This window comes from Pedobacter sp. NEAU-ZC8 (assembly GCF_059278965.1).
The window spans coordinates 15,867-33,291 of sequence record NZ_JCAJXC010000003.1 but is presented as its reverse complement, the minus strand read 5'-3'; the positions used below and the strand labels follow the sequence as shown (position 1 = coordinate 33,291).

Here is a 17,425-nt window from a genome sequence, read left to right as displayed (position 1 = left end):
TGGATACAGAAGTACAAGTGGTCTCGGCATTTTATGTCGTTACATTTGTACTTCTTAGATTGTATTCTTTAATTAATGCTTCAGCTGGAATCTTTAACAACTCACTAAACTTTCTGATCATAGTAAGCGATAGTGATTGTTTGTAGTTTAGTACTTTGCTAACAGTACCTTTGTCTCCGTATTCACGTGCAAGATCAGCAGACTTATATCCAAAGTCCTCCATTCTAATCTTAATAAGCTCTATTGGATCTATGTCTGGGGCATTCCAAAGCTTATTCTCATATTCTGAAATAAGATGCACTAATAATAGCTTTTCTTTATGTTCATCTGAGCCAATTGCTGCGCGCTTTATTTCTTCGTATCTGGCAGTACATTTATTGTACTCATCTTCAGATTCGATCAAAAACCATGTAGGTTTGTTCATAACTTTGGTATCTTTTAACTATTTCTACTTAAATGGTAGATGCGTCAATTTCATCATATTCAGCATGGGTTCCAATGAACCTTATCTCAACCGTCCCGTCGACATAGTCCACCTCGACGATTAAGCGGTATTTATTACCAAGTATCTTGAAACGTGCTCGATTTCCCTTTATTGTCTTTGCATTAGGAAAACTTTTTATGATATCAGCGCTTTGCCTCCATTCAGCAGCATGGGTAATAACTTTCCAAACAGCTAAACTCTTAGCTGAATCTGCGTGTTTTGTCGAATAATCGACAAGTTTCTTTAAGTAGATAATTACCATTTCGTGGTTCTGTGAATTTAAATTGGGTGATAGCCATAACGTGAAGGTTTATCTGTTAAAGGTTTTTGTTGATTTTGCTGGGTTGTAGGTTTAGTACCTTCTGTTTCGTAATTGTATAGTTTAGTACATAGTTTGTTCCCTATACAAATATAATAATAGTTGGCAAACAACCAACCAATCAGATAAAAAGAATTATCCTGGACTGGGATCTTGATAAAAGGGACGCGTAGATGGAAAGGCCTGGATTAGATTATCAAATAAGCTATACCTAGCATCTACTGCCCCCAAGAATTCTGCTTAATTTTCAAGGCATTAAAAAGCCCGCTTAACATTTGTTAAGCGGGCTTTTGCTTTTTTAGAGCGGAGAGGGCGGGATTCGAACCCGCGGTACCGTTGCCAGTACGACAGTTTAGCAAACTGTTCCTTTCGGCCACTCAGGCACCTCTCCAATCGTCTTCGCTGTATTCTGAAGAGGTTGCAAATATAGTAATTCAAACATGTTTGCAAAAAAAAATTACACTGTTTGGGGATAATCTATACGCACATGATAGATGCTCATCAGCATCGTCTTGAATATCAGCTTAATAGTTTCCAGGTCTTTTAGTGTTAAATCGCAATTATCCAGCTGCTTTTGTTCAAGTTTGTAGTCAATGATCCGTTCAACCAGGTCATTTATCCTTTGCGCATCCGGATTTTTCAGACTTCTTGAGGCCGCTTCCACCGAATCTGCCAGCATAAGCACACCAGTTTCTTTAGAAAAAGGGATTGGACCAGGGTATCTAAAAATGTTCTCATCAACAAACTTCTCTGGTGAATTCTTCAAAAAAGACTGGTAAAAGAAATCCACACGTGTATTTCCATGATGCGTTTTAATGAAGTCGATTACGCTTTCCGGTATCTGGTGCTTCCTGGCGATTTCTATGCCTTTATGGACATGTTTAATGATGATCTGAGCACTCTGCTCGTAAGGAAGCTTGTCGTGCGGACTCACGCCTGTATTGTTCTCAATAAAGTATTGAGGATTCTCGATTTTACCAATGTCATGATACAACGCACCCGCACGAACCAGCAAGGCATTACCCCCGATCTTAAAGATCGCTGCCTCGGCAAGATTTGCAACCTGTAAAGAATGCTGGAAGGTTCCCGGCGCCTTAAAGGCAAGCTCCCGGAGTAGTTTGTTATTGGTATTGGTAACTTCAATAAGCGCCACATCCGATGTTATTCCAAACACCCGTTCAAACGCATAGATCACTGGATAAGCAATCAGTGACAACAATACACTCACTACAAAAGGTGCAAAGTTAATCCACTCGATTTCATCAAACGTCCCCTCTCGTAATAAGGCCACGCCAACATAACAGATAAAATAAGCAGAAAGGATAAATAAAGCAGAAAGCAAAAGTTGTTCACGCTTTACCAGATTACGAATACTGTAAATGGCCACCATCCCTGCTGTGGTTTGAAAAAATACAAACTCAAAACTATTTGGAACAAAAAAACCAGCAATCAGAATCACCAGTAAATGCAGGTAAAGCGCCAATCGGGTATCAAAAAGAATCCGGATAATGATGGGTACAATACAGAAGGGAATGTAATATAAACTGGGCAGATCAATTTTAATCGCCCAGGTTAGCGCCAGTAGCATACAGATGATCACCAGCAGAATCAGCGAAAGTTGCCGGTTATCTGCAAAAATGTCCTTACGGAACATGTATAAGAATACCATCAGTAAACTTACAATAAAGCCTACCAGGATGATCTGCCCTAAAAATACCAGCTTGCTATCACCAATGGTCTTGGTTTGCACTTCGTAGGTCTCTTTAAAAGATTGCAGCTTTTGGAATGTCTCATCGTCAACCACGTTTCCGTTTGCTACGATCAACTCTCCTTTCTGTACCATCCCCCGGGTAGTCGACAAGCTGTTAATGGTGTTTGTCTGTACCACAGCTGTCATTTTCTCATCGAACAGAATGTTCGGCTGCAGATGATCCTCCACCAGATTTATCACCAGATCCTTAATCCTGAGGTCTGTAGCTTTAAAGTTGTCCGTAAAATATTGAAGTGCTGTTTGAACAGTAAATACGTCCTGACTACTTACGACTTTAGAAACATTGTTATTCAGTAATGAAAAGTCGTAATATTTAGCGCCTTTCTGGTGTTTTGGCTGTGGCGCAAGAATACCTTTCTGATAAATATACTTTAATAGATTTACTGCACTTTGGCGAACCTGCTCCCGGTCAGTTTCTTCAAAGGTTGCACCACGCCATTTAACCTCAAATTCATTTAAAAACGCATCTTCAACAACATTGATCAGATCAGCATTGTATCTGTAAATCGGCAGCAAGTTTTCCAGCGCATCCCGCTTATCTGTACTTACCTCTGGCTCTGTCTTTAAAATAGCAAAGCTGAATGGGGAGATCAAATCCTTGTTCATCCAAACCTTACCTTTTTCAAACTCATAGCGAAACCTGGGTTGTTTTGGCAAGAAAAAAGCAATAAACATCACCGTAAGGAACATCATAATATATTTGATGTTATACGAGTATTTACGGTACAGGACTTTGTGTGAGTTCTTTTTGATTTTAGCCAAAACGATTGAATTTGATTTATTCAAAATTAACACATTATAATCAATAATGATTTATAATCGTGCAACCAGGCAATAAAGCAAATCCCGCTTTGGCTAATTCAGTTTTGTTGTATGCATTACGATTTTATGCATACCCTATCATCTTTGATGTTATTTTGCCGAAATCTCCAACACCTCGATCAACTCCGGCCCAGCTTCCAATGGATATCCTGATACCTTTGTTCCTTTAATCGTAACAGGCTTTTCTGTATAATCGTTCAGATTTATCTTGCTACTTTTCAAGGCATAAGTCTTAGCTTCTGTTTTGATCTTATGCGTTCCATATTGATAGCTCGTCATTCCTGCTTCTTCAATTGTGCCGGTTAATGTCACCATTTCAGCCGTAGTTTTATTTTTCATTGTACTGCAGCCGGACATACCTACTACAAAAACGGACAATACAAGTAAAAGTGTCTTTTTCATATCGTTTAAACGAGCTGCGTTGCAACAATGCTACAAATGCTAAAAATATTAGTAAGAAGGTCTTGTAATTAGCTTTGTAATGAAGCAAAGGTTCACAAGACCTTGACAAGGGGTTAACAGGGGGTTGACAAGGGGTTGACATGGCCAGTTACCTTGTTAACCCCTTGTCAATGCCAGGTGTACCCCTTGTATACCCCAACAATAAATCAAACCAAACCCTGTGTTGATAACTATTTTAGCATTTAATTATGTTAGCTAAATATTTTAGCATTAATTTTGTTGCAAGTAGTTTATGGAACAGGAGAAGTCGAAGAAGGATGTCATTGCCAAATTGCAAAAGGAAATACTTTTGCTACAAGGTTTTAAGCCAGCATCAGTTGCTGAACAAAGCATTGGATTGGGTGCTATTGAAACTGCTTTCCCCAATGCAGTATTCCCTACTGGGGCCATACACGAGTTTTTGTGCGTTAAACCTGAGTGTACGGCCGCCAGTCAGGGTTTTATTGCTGGCTTATTGAATGTATTGATGAAAAAGGATGGAATATGCCTGTACATCAGCAGATCCAGAAACTTATTTCCTACTGCTTTATATGCCTATGGCGTAGAACCCCATCAGATCATCTTCATAGACCTTGACCGTGAAAGGGATGTCTTATGGGCAATGGAAGAAGCACTTAAATGCAAAGAACTTGCCGCAGTGATCGCTGAAATACGCGACATCAGCTTTGCGCAATCCCGGCGCCTGCAGCTTGCGCTGGAAAAAAGTCAGGTTACCGGCTTTATACTCCGTACTGCTGCAGACCGGATAACCTCAACCGCCTGCGTAGCGCGCTGGCAAATCACACCTGTAGAAAGTGAATCTAAAGATGGCATGCCTGGTCTTGGCTTCCCCCGCTGGCAAGTAGAACTGCTCCGTGTCCGGAATGGTAATCCCGGCACATGGCAAATAGAATGGGCAGCCAGCAAATTTGAAGTAATTCCCGAAGCTGCTCCGCAGGAGCTGCCTAAACGTAAAATTGGATAATCATGAGGCGTTATTTATCCATATGGTTCCGGTATCTGCTTACCGACTGGCAAACCATCCGAAGACCGGATCTGGCGGGTAAACCTTTTGCCTTTGCCGTACCTGAACGCGGAAGAAAGATCATTAGCGCCATCAATCCGGCAGCGGAAGCTGAAGGTGTTCTTACAGGAATGAATGTGGCGGATGCAAAAGCCATCTTCCCGGGCCTGGAGATCATTGATGCTAAACCTGGCCGGGAAGCAAAACTGCTGAAAGGCTTAGGCGAATGGTGCATCCGCTATGCGCCTATTGTTGCGGCCGACCAGCCCGATGGCTTAATCCTAGACATCACCGGCTGTGCACATCTCTGGGCTGGGGAAGCAGCGTACCTTAAAGAGATTGTTACCCGATTGGAAAGTAAGGGCTATTATGCAAAGGCTGCTATTGCAGACACCATCGGTACGGCATGGGCTATTGCACGTTTTGGAAGAACGAAGCCCATTATTGAAAGTGGAGCAGAAGCTAATGCCTTGCTAAATCTTCCCCCGATAGCGCTCCGGCTGGAAACGCCCGTACTGGAACGGCTGCATAAGTTAGGCTTAACTACAATTCAAAGCTTTATAGGCATGCCACGACAAGCTTTACGCCGCAGATTTGGTGAAGGGCTGCTTCAAAGGCTTAGCCAGGCATTGGGTCAGGAAGTTGAGTATATCCAAGCCATACAGCCACCTGAGCCTTTCCAGGAGCGACTGCCTTGCCTCGAACCCATTCGTACCGCTGCCGGAATTGAAGTGGCCATCAGCCGCCTGCTTGACCCTCTTTGTGAACGATTGCAAAAAGAAGGTAAAGGATTGCGCAAAGCGGTATTAAAATGTTTCCGGGTAGATGGAAAGATGGAGCAGGTTTGCATTGGAACCAGCAAAGCTTCCAATCATGCACAACACCTGTATAAGCTTTTCGAACTTCATATCTCCAGCATCAGGCCTGCCTTTGGCATCGAACTTTTCCTGCTCGAGGCTACACAGGTGGAAGATGCACCATTAACGCAAGAAGCATTATGGGCAGGTAAACAAGGGCTCAAAAAACAGGAACTTGCAGAACTGCTGGACCGGCTGGCGGGTAAAGTTGGCGCAAATGCCATTCACCGTTACCTGCCCGCTGAACACTATTGGCCGGAGCGCTCCATTAAGCTGGCTACATCGCTGGAGGAAAGACCTGCAACTAAATGGATCAAAGATCGTCCCCGACCTACCCTGCTGTTAAAACAGCCTGTTTTAATTGAAGTTACCGCCCCCGTACCTGATTATCCGCCCATGTCATTCCGGTATCAGGATAAGGTGCATTATATTGAAAAATCTGACGGCCCGGAACGGATTGAACGGGAATGGTGGGCAGACAAAGGCGAACACCGGGATTATTACCAGGTAGAAGATAAACTTGGGCAACGTTACTGGCTCTTCAGATTGGGGCATTATGGAAGTGATACCCCTTCACAGTGGTTCTTACACGGATTTTTTGCTTAATATTTATGAGCTACTCAGAATTACAGATCACATCGAACTTCAGCTTTCTAAGAGGTGCCTCCCACCCCGAAGAACTGGTGGAACAGGCTGCCGCTTATGGTTATAAAAAGATTGCAATTACCGACCGCAATACCCTTGCGGGGATTGTCCGCGCACATGCTGCAGCAAAGGGCAAAGATATCAGCATCATTCCCGCTTGCCGCCTTGATCTGCTGGACGGCCCTTCCCTGCTGGCTTATCCAACCCATAAAGCCGCATACAGCAGACTTTCTGCCTTACTTTCCACCGGCAATCTCCGCACTGAAAAAGGTTCCTGCCATCTATATAAAAACGACGTGTTTGAACATGCAGCAGGCATCAAGTTTATTGTTATCCCCCCGGATACGCTGAATGAGCAGTTCGACTTTGAACCTGAATTTGAACAGCAGCTCCGGGTTTATAAACAGGTATTGGACAAGGAGCTATATCTTGCTGCAAGTCGTACCTATCAGGGTGATGATCATAAAAAACTGTTCCGGCTTGCCCAGCTTGCTGACAAGTTAAATATCCCTTTGGTTGCAACTAATGATGTACATTACCATGTCCCTGAACGCCGGGAGCTGCAGGATATCCTTACCTGTGTGCGGGAAAAGTGTACCATCCATACGGCAGGCTTCAGGCTGCACCCCAATGCAGAGCGGTACTTGAAGCCTATTGAAGAGATGATCCGTTTGTTTGCTCAATATCCAGCGGCCATAAAATGCAGTGAGGAGATTGCAGCAGCATGTACATTCTCCCTTTCAGAGTTGAAGTACGTGTACCCGGATGAGATTACAACGGAAGGTCGTTCGGCGCAGGAAGAACTTGAGCTGCTTACCTGGGAAGGTGCTAAAGAACGTTTTAAAGACCATGGCGAAATACCTGAACAGATTATCCATGCCATTCATCATGAAATGGAATTTATTAAGGAAATGGATTACGCACCCTATTTTCTTACCGTTCACGATATTGTCCGCTTTGCGAGAAGCAAGGGTATTCTCTGCCAGGGTCGTGGCTCAGCGGCCAATTCCACCGTATGCTACTGTTTGGGTATAACATCTGTAGACCCGACAAAATTTGAACTTCTATTTGAACGTTTCATCTCTTCTGCCAGGAATGAACCGCCTGATATTGATGTTGATTTTGAACACGAGCGCCGGGAGGAGGTTATCCAATACATTTACAACAAATATGGACGTGATCGCGCCGCCATTGTAGCTACCGTTACACAACAACATCAAAAAGGTGCCATCCGTGATGTGGGAAAGGCTATGGGCTTATCTGTAGATACCATCAATCGGCTTTCTGCCGCCATCTGGGAGTTTACAGACGAATGGTTCGAAGAAGCACGCATTCTTGAACAGGGTCTTAACCCTGAGGACCCCCACCTGCGGAAAGTTCTACAACTCACTGCACAGATGATGGGTTTTCCACGACAACTGGGCCAGCACACTGGTGGCTTTGTGATCACCCAGGATAAGCTGAGTGACCTCTGCCCCATCCTGAATGCCCGCATGGAGGATCGTACAAATATTGAATGGAACAAGGATGATATTGATGCACTTGGCTTTTTAAAGATTGATATTTTAGGCTTGGGTATGCTAACCTGCATCAGGAAAGCCTTTGATCTTGCTAAACAGCATTACCAAAAGGACTTTACTTTAGCCAGTATTCCTCAGGATGATAAGAAAGTTTATGAGATGATTAGCCGGGCAGATACCATTGGGGTTTTCCAGATTGAAAGCCGTGCACAACAAACCATGCTCCCGCGGTTAAAACCTGACTGTTTTTACGACCTCGTTATTGAGGTAGCCATCGTACGTCCTGGTCCCATTCAGGGCGACATGGTACATCCTTATCTGCGCAGACGTAATGGAGAAGAACCCGAGGAATACCCTTCAGAGGAGTTAAGGGATATTCTGAGCCGCACGAAAGGTGTTCCACTATTTCAGGAACAAGCCATGAAAATTGCTATTGTTGCTGCAGGATTTACCCCCGCAGAAGCAGATGAATTGCGACGCAGCATGGCAACTTTTAAACTGAAAGGCCTGGTTTCCAAGTTTGAAGAAAAGTTAATCAAAGGCATGACAGACAAGGGTTACTCCATAGAATTTGCTAAACGGATTTTCAAACAGCTGGAAGGTTTTGGAAGTTATGGCTTCCCCGAAAGTCATGCTGCAAGCTTTGCGCTACTGGTTTATATCTCTTCATGGCTTAAATGCTACTATCCGGATGTATTTGCAGCAGCACTACTCAACAGTATGCCTATGGGCTTTTATCAGCCTGCACAGGTGGTTATAGATGCCAGAAATCATCATGTGGAGGTTAGATCTATTGATGTAAATCACTCCCATTGGGATAATACCCTGGAAGAAAAATCAGGTGAATACCGGGCTCTGCGTTTAGGCTTCCGGCAGATCAAAGGCATCCGTGAAGATGAGGCCGCTACCTTAGTGATGGGCCGCAGGGAAGGTTATCAGTCCCTCACGGAATTGAGGGATGCCGGGGTATCACAAGCAACACTGGAAAGACTTGCTGATGCAGACGCATTCCGTTCTTTAGGCATGGACAGAAGAAAGGCACTTTGGGAAGTCTCCGCTTTGCAGGACAGACCTATTGGCTTGTTTGAAGGTCAGGAACATGCAGACAAAGCAGAGGGACAGGTCAGCTTGCCATTTATGAGTACAGCAGAGCATGTGGTACATGATTATGCTACCACTGCGCTATCTCTGAAAGCGCATCCGCTGAGTTTTGTACGTGAGAAGCTCAGCTTGCTTCACATCAGATCTTCTAAAGAGCTGGCTGATGTAAGAGACGGTACATTGGTGAAAGTTGCGGGCTTGGTATTGGTACGGCAACGTCCCGGAACCGCTGGCGGGGTTTGCTTCATCACCATTGAAGATGAAACCGGTTTTTCCAACCTGGTCATTTTCCAGGGCTTATTTGAGAAATACCGCAGGGAAATACTGGGTGCTAAGTTATTGATGGTTGAAGGGAAACTTCAGCGGGAAGGTACCGTAACGCATGTTATTGTACGGCAATGTTTCGATCTGACTAAATTACTTCAAGTAAATAAAGCGCAGGATGCAGATAAACTTCCCCTGCTTACCTTGTCCCGGGCAGATGAGCGAAGCCCTTTCCCTATTAAAAATAAGCGACCCCAGATCAGGCAACATGCAGCGGAAGAACATATACCTAAAGCCAGGAACTTCAAATAGTTTGCTTCAACAAAGCGAGCCAATCGCGAAATAAGCTCGAGCCTGATGGAAAGCCCTGCTCAGACCAGGCTTGTCTCCACTAACTAGCAGTTCTTGTACTTGTCATTCAGGCCTTGTCCATTCAAGATCATGGGTATAATCTTCTGCAGCCTTGCTTGTCGCGTTTCTATGCGTTTGGCCGTAGACAGGTATTCGATATAGTCTTTCTGTTTATAGGGACTGAGCTTTTCAAAAGCGTCCCGCAAAGCATCATCCTGCTCCAAATGCTGTAGCAGCAGGTCAGGGACTGCTGGCGGAGGTAGCTTTTCTGGTTTATAAATTTTACCTTCCTCAACAAGCTGCATGGCTTCCTGCACATAGGCTAAAATCAAGGATTCATTGATGTCGGCTTTAGCATAAAACCGCCACTGTCTTAGAGCCTTTGTCTTGCCTTCCTGAGAATTATACAAGACTTCTTGTTCGTCTTTCAGAAACACGCCATTGTAAAACCATAAGGTAAAGAATTCCTTGAATCCAGCAACACCCACTACATTCTTCCCCTTATGGGTAAAAACATCTGTACCCCACTTAATGGTGCCGGTTAACCCCGCTTTTGAAATAATCGCAACCAGTAGATCCAGTTCTTCTTTCCACTTATTTATTTTGTCCATACTGTAGCACTTTTACGGTAACCATTAATTGCCCAACATGTCTCATCGTATGTTCGGCCCCATGCACCAGCAGGCCAATTACCGTTGATGGTAGGCCAGCACGACCTACGCCGCGGTATGCTGGGAGGATATCTTCAGGTGTGGATTGCAGCTGTTCCATGGCCACATCAACCTGCTTGTTAAACCTGTCTACAAGTGCAGCAACAGTCAGGCCTTCAGGGATGTCTTTACCTTCTGCGTCCAGCTGTTCAAATTGAAAGGCATTTAATTTCTCCCCTCTGGCGTAAGTAAATACCCGGTCGAGTACACCACTTAGATGTTGTAGGTGGAATCCTGGAGAGGCTAGTCCTGCGGGTCGCTCCCACAGCAATGATGTTGGAAAACCTTCCATATAGCGGTAAACTTCTTCCCGTGCCTGCAAGAGCGCATGCCCTACAGGTTGCAGCATTGGTATTATGTTAGGTAATGGTCCACGTTGCCATACCTCTAGTTCTTCAGCCATAATAGTTTTTTAAATTTCAATTAATGAGATAAACCAGGTACAACTAACAATATGAACTCAGCGTGCCCCTGCTTAGATCAAATTTAAGCACTAAACGATACAAAAAAGCCTGCATCAATGATACAGGCTCTTCAATATGATAAAATCAGCTTAGGCAATCTCTTCGGCTGTTGAACCAGGATTTGCCTTTGTGCCTTTCTTGTCTAATAGTTGATCAATACGTTTAACAACATCATCAACGTCAAATGGCTTACTAATGTAATCGTCAGCACTTGCTTGCGTACTCAGCTGCTTGCTTCTTGGATTTGCAGACATTACAATCACAGGAATATGTTTAGTAAAGATGTCGTTCTTAAGATCAGTACAAATCTCAATACCGTTACCATCCGGAAGCATAACATCAACTAGAAAAAGATCTGGTAAAGAATCTTTCAACTTACTTTTTAACTCACTGAATGAAGAAGATAATTGTAACTCATATCCTTCATCCTTTAACAAATATTCTATAACATCTCTGATGTCACTGTCATCCTCAAGTACATGTATTCTTCTGATCATATTCGAAATTAACATTTTTATTTTTTGTACACAACTATTTTGCCACAAATCAGGAAAGCCCAACTTAAAGTAACCAGCCCTTATTTAAAGTTAAGCAAAATTAAAATGAAGCACTGAAATTCAGGCCGATACGATTTTGCTGGTAAGCTGGCAGAATCGTATAAGAAGAACTACTTTTCCCTTTAAAGAGCTTTTTAACCTCTGGGTACAACAGGTATGCTGCCTTTGTAGACAAAATGCCGAAACCTGCTCCAGCCACCACATCTCCGAACCAATGCTTGTTATTCCGGAGCCTTAACACCCCGGTGGCAGCAGCCACGGTATACCCCGCATACCCGTACCAGGGCGAAACATCCCGATACTCCTGCCGCAAAAATTCCGCAGATGCGAAGGCTGTGCTCGAGTGCCCCGAAGGAAAGGAATGCTCATCCGACCCATCCGGTCGCATATGCTTCGTGAGCTGCTTGGTCGTCTTTACAGACACGCCCATAATAACGTTGCTGAGCAAGTATATTCCAGAAGCATCAACCAGGTTGTTCTTGCCTTTAATCCCTGCGAAGTTGAGCCCGTACACAAATGCGGCTGGCGTATACCGGAGAATATCGTCTGCGAGCTCCGAAGGATTCGGATTGTTACTATTCATGCGACGCTGAATGCTTTGATCAAAACGATTTAGGAAATTGTCGCCTTTAGCCACAATGCCATAGCCGATAAACGCCGCCGGAACAATAAATGGTTTAATCCCCGACTTTTTCGCTACGTAGCTAGTATCAAGTTCCTGAGCGGAAATACAGAATGGAAAACAAAAAACAAAGATCAACGTGGCTATTTTAGTCATATTTCCTTAAACGTAGAGAATCATCAAGCTATATAATAGCAATACAAAAAACCATGAATAATGTTTCTTAACATACATCAATACAAGATGAAACTTTTTATTCCATATTTGTGACAAATTAAATTCAGATGAAAAAACTATCATTATTATTCGTACTTGTTGCAACTACACTATTCGGTTTCAAAGGTATTCAATCTACTACTTGGTTGGTAGACAAAGCGCACTCAAAATTAGGATTTGAAATTACCCACCTGATGGTTTCAGATGTGGAAGGCTCGTTCAAGAACTTCGACGCAAAAATTACTGCTTCTAAAGAAGATTTCTCCGATGCAGTTGTTGAGCTAAGTGCAGACATCGCTTCCGTAAACACCGACAATGAGAAAAGAGACCAACACCTTACCAGTGAGGACTTCTTTGATGCAGCAAAATACCCGAAATTAACCTTCAAAAGTACTTCTGTGAAGAAAGTAGGTGGCAATAAATATAAAGTTGCTGGTAACTTAACTTTTCATGGTGTAACCAAGCTAGTTACTTTAGATGCGACTTTGAGAGGTGTTATCACTAACCCGCAATCTAAAAAGACTATTGCAGGCTTTAAAGTAAGTGGAACAATCAAAAGATCTGACTTTAACTTCGGCGCAAAATATCCAAATGCCATGTTGAGTGATGAAGTAGTTCTTAACGCTAACACGGAGTTTGTTAAACAATAATAAACAGCATAAACAACAAAAAGGGGATGATATCTAGCATATCATCCCCTTTTTGTTTTAGAGGTACATGTACCTTGTGATCACTTCGAATCGCCTTCCATTTGCCGGATGATATTTCCAACTTCATCTTCGGTCTGCCGAAGTTTCTTCTGGCAATATTCGATCAGAAATGAAGCACGCTTAACCTTCTCAGACAGAACATCTACAGAAACTGCCTCATTTTCTATTTCTCTTGTTATTTCTTCCAGCTCTTTAAAAGCGGATTCGTAAGTCGTGTTTTCCATTATCGCTTTGTGGTTGATGATACAATTGCTTTGACTTCTTCTGTGGCACGTGTAATGGTAATTTCCGCGCCTTCTGGTAATTCATCCTCGTTACGGACGATCTTGCCATTGATCTTGATCATGGCAAAACCCTTGTTTAAAATTTGCACAGGGTCCATTAATCTAATCATGGTTTGATAAAGCAGGAGCTTTGCCTGCTGTTGCTGAATCAGATTCGCGGTATGTGAAGCCAAGCCTCTTTGCAACTGCTGTAGGCTCCGTTCCTTATTCTGCAACAGCATTCCGGGAACAACAAACATGGCGCCGGAAACCCTTGAAAGTGTGCTTTGTAAATGCTGCAGCAAGCCAAGCACATCACTTACAAAATACGACTTAAGCGAGGCAAGTTTCCGTTGCTGGAACTGAAAGGTTTGTTGCGTCTTGATGATGACTCGTTTCTGAGCCTGGATCAGCCGCTCCTCGAAAAGCCGATTATTCGCCAGGATGAACTCTGCCACTTTAGTTGGCGTTTTAAGGGCGGTGTTGGCCATGAGATCAGAAATGGTTTCGTTCTTCTGGTGCCCTATTCCAGTGATAACTGGAATAGGAAACTTTGCGATTGCCCTGCTAAGGTCGTAATTATCGAAAATCAGGAAGTCCGTTTGCGCCCCTCCTCCTCTAATCAGAATGACCGCATCATAGGCCTTCCCGGATTCGTAAATATCTACCATCCTGCTTACTAAACTTCGCGCATTTGCCTCTCCCTGTACCGCAGTAAAGTAGTCATCAATCCGAAACTTATAATTCCATGGATTATGCTCCAAAGTATGTCTGAAATCCTGGTATCCCGCCGAAGTGTCTGAACTCAGTACCGCAAGATGTTGAATCACCGGCCTGAGCACATGGCTCTTGTTCCGCGTGTGATACTGATCTCCAACCTTTTGAATGAACTCGGGATTACGGCTCAACAGCAACTCCAGGGTTGCAAGCCGCATTTTTTCGAACTGTCCCAGAGTAAAGCTGGTATCAATATCAAGCAAATTCAGCTGCAAGCCGAATGCGGGTGTATATTGCACCATTACCAGTACCAGAACATGAACGTTGTTGCTGAACCGTTGACCTGTGCTTCGCTCGAAGTTGGTTATTCTAAGCGCACCTGCACCCCAGGCTCTGCCCGCAATCTTCGCAACAATCCTGGAGGAATGCGCTTCTTTTTCGACGAGTTCGAAGTAATGATAATTGTTGGAGGCCTTATAGGTATGATTGGTCACATCGGCAACTACCCAAAAAGCATGGCTACCGAAAGCATCTTCGATATTCCTTTGAATTTTTGTAGTAAGCTCCGAAAGTTTGATGTGTTTTTCCAATACCTGGCCTCGATTACTGCTTCAATCAAATCTAAATATAATAGATCAGATTGGACATAAGAAAACTAAAAATAATAGCAATATCCGTAAGCGATATTATGCCTGTTGATTAAGCAATTGCCTTCGCGTAACGATCTAGCAACCGCTTTAAGCCAGAATTCGCAATAAGGTAATTGAACAACCAAATTGCAATAATTGCACAGCTAATCCCGGCAATTACATCTAAAAGATAATGGTGACTGGTGTAAATTGCGGTAAACCAAATGCCAAGCATTACGACGGTAAAGAAGGTATTAAACCATCCTAAACGATTTTTAATGCCATAATAGACTACAATTACCGGATAGGAAGAATGTAACGATGGCATCGCAGCAAAGACATTCGAGCTTTTGCTATAAATAGATGCAAAAATCGGTGCGTTAAAAAAAGCATCAAACCGCGCCAAACCGGCTGTATTACCTGGCGTATTGGCGATAAACTCATAACCGTGCTCCTGAATGTACCATGGCGGTGCCGCGGGATACAAATAGTAGATTACAAATCCGATCAGGTTAACCAGCACAAAGCTTAGCGAAAAATAAAGAAACTGCGTCCTGTTTTTAAAGAACAGAAAGGCTGCAAACGCTAATGGAACAGGTATCCACATCAGGTAAAAAAAGCCACTCACCACGTCAACAATGGTTAAGTGATGTAGCTTAAAATACTCGTTTGGTGTAAGTACCACCCCACCGTCCCGGATGCCAAATAAACTTTTCTCCAGATTGTATAACTCTGCCGTACTCACCTCGTGAAAGCGGTAGTTCGGCAAGGCCTTCATATAGTCGAATATAATCCAGTAGACTATAAAGATCGAAAATCCAAGGATGAACTTCCGGGTAAATACCGAGGCGTAGTAACAGACATTGAAGATCATGATCAGGACAACCTGGTCAGACTTAAAGCCAATAAGAAAATAGGAAATTACCAGATAAGCTAGCGAAAGCCCGGTAGTAACTAAAAAGTCTTGAATTGAGTAGAGGGTGTTCCTGCTGGAATAAGTTAGCGACATTATTTCTTAATAAAATTTGACCCGAGGATCTTATCCCAGAAATCAGAACTCACACCATACCCTTTGGTTGAATCTGAGTAATGGTGAAGCATGTGGTGCTTTTTCAGCTTCATCCAGAAAGGACTCTTGAAGCTTGCATGATGCAAAGCATAATGTGTCATATCGTAAATCAGGTATCCAGTGATGAAACCTAGAAAACATGCAAACACAATTTGTTCAGGCAAAAGGTAGTAGAACAAAGCAAAGAATAACGCTGCAAGTGGGATACTTGCCGAAGGCGGCATTACCAATCGTTTTGCGTCATTTGGGTAGTCATGATGTACACCATGGAAAATAAAGTGTATACGTTTGCCGATCTTTGAACTCGGATAGAAATGAAATACATACCGATGGAGTACATATTCTGTGATTGTCCAGACGAACAAACCGAGTAAGGTATATCCAATAAAGGTAAATATGCCCATATTTTGCACGAAGAGCGCCTCCCAAGTTAATATGCCGATTACCGGAATGAACACCACCAGTGGTACCCAAAAGTGGACTTTTGATAAACTTTCTAAAAATCCATTTTTAAACATTCTGACAGATTCAGAAGAATTTGAAACAAAATTCCTTTTCATTTTAATCTATATTTTCAATCTTTCAACAATAGGCGCTTGTGTCTTGGCATTCATGCCGGTAAGTTCCACATATCTGACGTTTGGTAACCAATATGATCCACCCTCAATGCGTACAAATACACGATCTAGCATGATCCTCTTGTTATTAGCATCAATGTAAACGTGATATTTTTTATCCGAAGGAGAACGCTTCAGGTATAAAGGCAGCTTTTTATGAGATACAAATCTTAATTCATATTCGTCATTTCCCAAAGCTTTGGTCTGCAAGCCGTAGGCGAATTTGCGTTGCACGTAACTTAGATCTTCCTTTTGCCCTTTGTCGGCATAACGCAGCCAATAGATATTCACTGGCTTTTCAGGATCTACCTTACCATCCTCTTTCAAATTCAACTCGTAGATAATTGTATTCGTATTTGGATCCCGCTGTAGGTGAAAAAGCTCATGCGCTATGCCTTTCGGCGTAGGGAACTTTAATGGAGATGGATTACTATTATCTGCGGTCTGGGCAGCTGCAGAACCAGCAAACATCCCAGCAAAAGCAATTAACACGATCGCCACAACTTTCGAAAGTGGTGCTTTACTTTCCTGTTTTTCTTGCAGGTCCAAGGCTTTCTTTGCATCCCTAAGCCTGTTTATGGCAGTGATGTTAGTCATGAATGCCATGATTGTAATTGGAATGGTAAAGATCGACATCGTTTCAAAAATCTGGACAGGAAGGCCTGGGATATAGACTTTGTAGTCTCCGCCAATAATAGAGCCCACAACACCACAAAGAATCGCACAGATCCCAATGGTCACTACCCGCTCCGGCCGCTGCATCAAACCACCCTTGCATTCAATGCCGAGTCCTTCAGCCCTTGCCCGGGTATAGCTCACCATCATCGAACCAATCATTGCAATAAAGGCGAACAAAGAACTCAAGAAGTAATGGTGTGAAACCAGATAATAACAGATACCCAGAAAAAGGATCAGTTCACTGTAACGGTCGAGCACCGAGTCGTATAATGCACCGAACCTGGAACTCATATTTCCAAGGCGTGCAACCTGGCCGTCAAGCATGTCGAACAAGCCGGCGAACAACACGAGTGCACCAGCCCAACCAACGAAATCAAGATCTCCACGATTGCTGCGCTCCGCCCCGAACACAAAAATGACCGCTACGCCAATATTTAAGAAAAGGCCGATGGTAGTCACCGCATTCGGTGTTAAACCCATCTTGATTAAGCCCTTAACAAATGGATTTATCACCAGGTAAATTCCCTGTTGTAAGCGATCTCTGGTTGATACTGTTTGCATTATTGTATTTCTT

The 17,425-nt window shown here is 43.2% G+C and carries 17 protein-coding genes and 1 tRNA gene; 4 read left to right on the top strand and 14 right to left on the bottom strand.

The features are described from left to right. Positions 1-31 precede the first annotated feature (31 nt). The 5 genes from AC5WJX_RS03300 to AC5WJX_RS03280 form a co-directional block, all read right to left on the bottom strand. Positions 32-424 (bottom strand): helix-turn-helix domain-containing protein, encoded by a 393-nt coding sequence (locus AC5WJX_RS03300; RefSeq protein ID WP_494483345.1) that lies wholly within the window; start codon positions 422-424, stop codon positions 32-34. Between the two features lie 28 nt (positions 425-452). After that, on the bottom strand, positions 453-746 hold the full coding sequence (locus AC5WJX_RS03295) for a type II toxin-antitoxin system HigB family toxin (protein WP_494483344.1): 294 nt from the start codon (positions 744-746) through the stop codon (positions 453-455). A gap of 361 nt (positions 747-1,107) precedes the next feature. Further along, positions 1,108-1,194: transfer RNA gene (locus tag AC5WJX_RS03290), tRNA-Ser, on the bottom strand. Positions 1,195-1,260: 66 nt separating this feature from the next. Beyond that, a complete protein-coding gene (locus AC5WJX_RS03285; RefSeq protein ID WP_440429187.1) occupies positions 1,261-3,336 on the bottom strand; it encodes an HD family phosphohydrolase in 2,076 nt (691 codons plus the stop codon). A 150-nt stretch (positions 3,337-3,486) separates the two neighbouring features. Further along, positions 3,487-3,798 (bottom strand): hypothetical protein, encoded by a 312-nt coding sequence (locus tag AC5WJX_RS03280; protein ID WP_440429186.1) that lies wholly within the window; start codon positions 3,796-3,798, stop codon positions 3,487-3,489. Positions 3,799-4,090: 292 nt separating this feature from the next. Between AC5WJX_RS03280 and AC5WJX_RS03275 the strand changes: the two genes are divergently transcribed. The 3 genes from AC5WJX_RS03275 to AC5WJX_RS03265 are packed head-to-tail and all read left to right on the top strand — an operon-like array spanning position 4,091 to position 9,560. Next, positions 4,091-4,822 carry an ImuA family protein gene (locus AC5WJX_RS03275; protein ID WP_494483343.1) on the top strand — a complete coding sequence of 244 codons (732 nt, stop codon included), beginning with the start codon at positions 4,091-4,093 and terminating at the stop codon, positions 4,820-4,822. A gap of 2 nt (positions 4,823-4,824) precedes the next feature. Next, positions 4,825-6,324 carry a Y-family DNA polymerase gene (locus AC5WJX_RS03270; RefSeq protein ID WP_494483342.1) on the top strand — a complete coding sequence of 500 codons (1,500 nt, stop codon included), beginning with the start codon at positions 4,825-4,827 and terminating at the stop codon, positions 6,322-6,324. Positions 6,325-6,329: 5 nt separating this feature from the next. Next, positions 6,330-9,560: an error-prone DNA polymerase gene (locus tag AC5WJX_RS03265; protein WP_494483341.1), complete on the top strand. Its 3,231-nt coding sequence runs from the start codon at positions 6,330-6,332 to the stop codon at positions 9,558-9,560. A gap of 83 nt (positions 9,561-9,643) precedes the next feature. On the opposite strand, the gene AC5WJX_RS03260 is transcribed toward AC5WJX_RS03265, so the two are convergent. The 4 genes from AC5WJX_RS03260 to AC5WJX_RS03245 all read right to left on the bottom strand — a co-directional run bounded on the left by AC5WJX_RS03260 (position 9,644) and on the right by AC5WJX_RS03245 (position 12,108). Beyond that, positions 9,644-10,210, bottom strand: a complete 567-nt coding sequence (locus AC5WJX_RS03260) for a YdeI/OmpD-associated family protein (RefSeq protein ID WP_494483340.1) — start codon at positions 10,208-10,210, stop codon at positions 9,644-9,646. Next, positions 10,194-10,712, bottom strand: coding sequence for a DinB family protein (locus tag AC5WJX_RS03255; RefSeq protein ID WP_494483339.1), 519 nt, complete (start codon positions 10,710-10,712; stop codon positions 10,194-10,196). The genes AC5WJX_RS03260 and AC5WJX_RS03255 overlap by 17 nt, the downstream gene beginning before the upstream one ends. A gap of 150 nt (positions 10,713-10,862) precedes the next feature. Continuing rightward, positions 10,863-11,285 carry a response regulator transcription factor gene (locus tag AC5WJX_RS03250; protein WP_494483338.1) on the bottom strand — a complete coding sequence of 141 codons (423 nt, stop codon included), beginning with the start codon at positions 11,283-11,285 and terminating at the stop codon, positions 10,863-10,865. A gap of 85 nt (positions 11,286-11,370) precedes the next feature. Then, positions 11,371-12,108 (bottom strand): phosphatase PAP2 family protein, encoded by a 738-nt coding sequence (locus tag AC5WJX_RS03245; RefSeq protein ID WP_494483337.1) that lies wholly within the window; start codon positions 12,106-12,108, stop codon positions 11,371-11,373. A 128-nt stretch (positions 12,109-12,236) separates the two neighbouring features. On the opposite strand from AC5WJX_RS03245, the gene AC5WJX_RS03240 reads away from it, so the two are divergent. Further along, positions 12,237-12,818, top strand: coding sequence for a YceI family protein (locus AC5WJX_RS03240; protein WP_494483336.1), 582 nt, complete (start codon positions 12,237-12,239; stop codon positions 12,816-12,818). 80 nt (positions 12,819-12,898) lie between these two features. On the opposite strand, the gene xseB is transcribed toward AC5WJX_RS03240, so the two are convergent. The 5 genes from xseB to AC5WJX_RS03215 form a co-directional block, all read right to left on the bottom strand. Continuing rightward, entirely contained in the window at positions 12,899-13,102 is a 204-nt protein-coding gene (gene xseB, locus AC5WJX_RS03235; RefSeq protein WP_494483335.1) for an exodeoxyribonuclease VII small subunit, read from the bottom strand. Next, positions 13,102-14,448 (bottom strand): exodeoxyribonuclease VII large subunit, encoded by a 1,347-nt coding sequence (gene xseA, locus AC5WJX_RS03230; RefSeq protein ID WP_494483334.1) that lies wholly within the window; start codon positions 14,446-14,448, stop codon positions 13,102-13,104. Before xseA ends, xseB begins: the two co-directional genes overlap by 1 nt. 109 nt (positions 14,449-14,557) lie before the next feature. Continuing rightward, positions 14,558-15,496: a phosphatase PAP2 family protein gene (locus AC5WJX_RS03225; protein WP_494483333.1), complete on the bottom strand. Its 939-nt coding sequence runs from the start codon at positions 15,494-15,496 to the stop codon at positions 14,558-14,560. Then, positions 15,496-16,074, bottom strand: coding sequence for a sterol desaturase family protein (locus tag AC5WJX_RS03220; protein ID WP_494483332.1), 579 nt, complete (start codon positions 16,072-16,074; stop codon positions 15,496-15,498). The genes AC5WJX_RS03225 and AC5WJX_RS03220 overlap by 1 nt, the downstream gene beginning before the upstream one ends. A 48-nt stretch (positions 16,075-16,122) precedes the next feature. Next, positions 16,123-17,412 carry a DUF4833 domain-containing protein gene (locus tag AC5WJX_RS03215; protein WP_494483331.1) on the bottom strand — a complete coding sequence of 430 codons (1,290 nt, stop codon included), beginning with the start codon at positions 17,410-17,412 and terminating at the stop codon, positions 16,123-16,125. Positions 17,413-17,425: the final 13 nt, after the last annotated feature.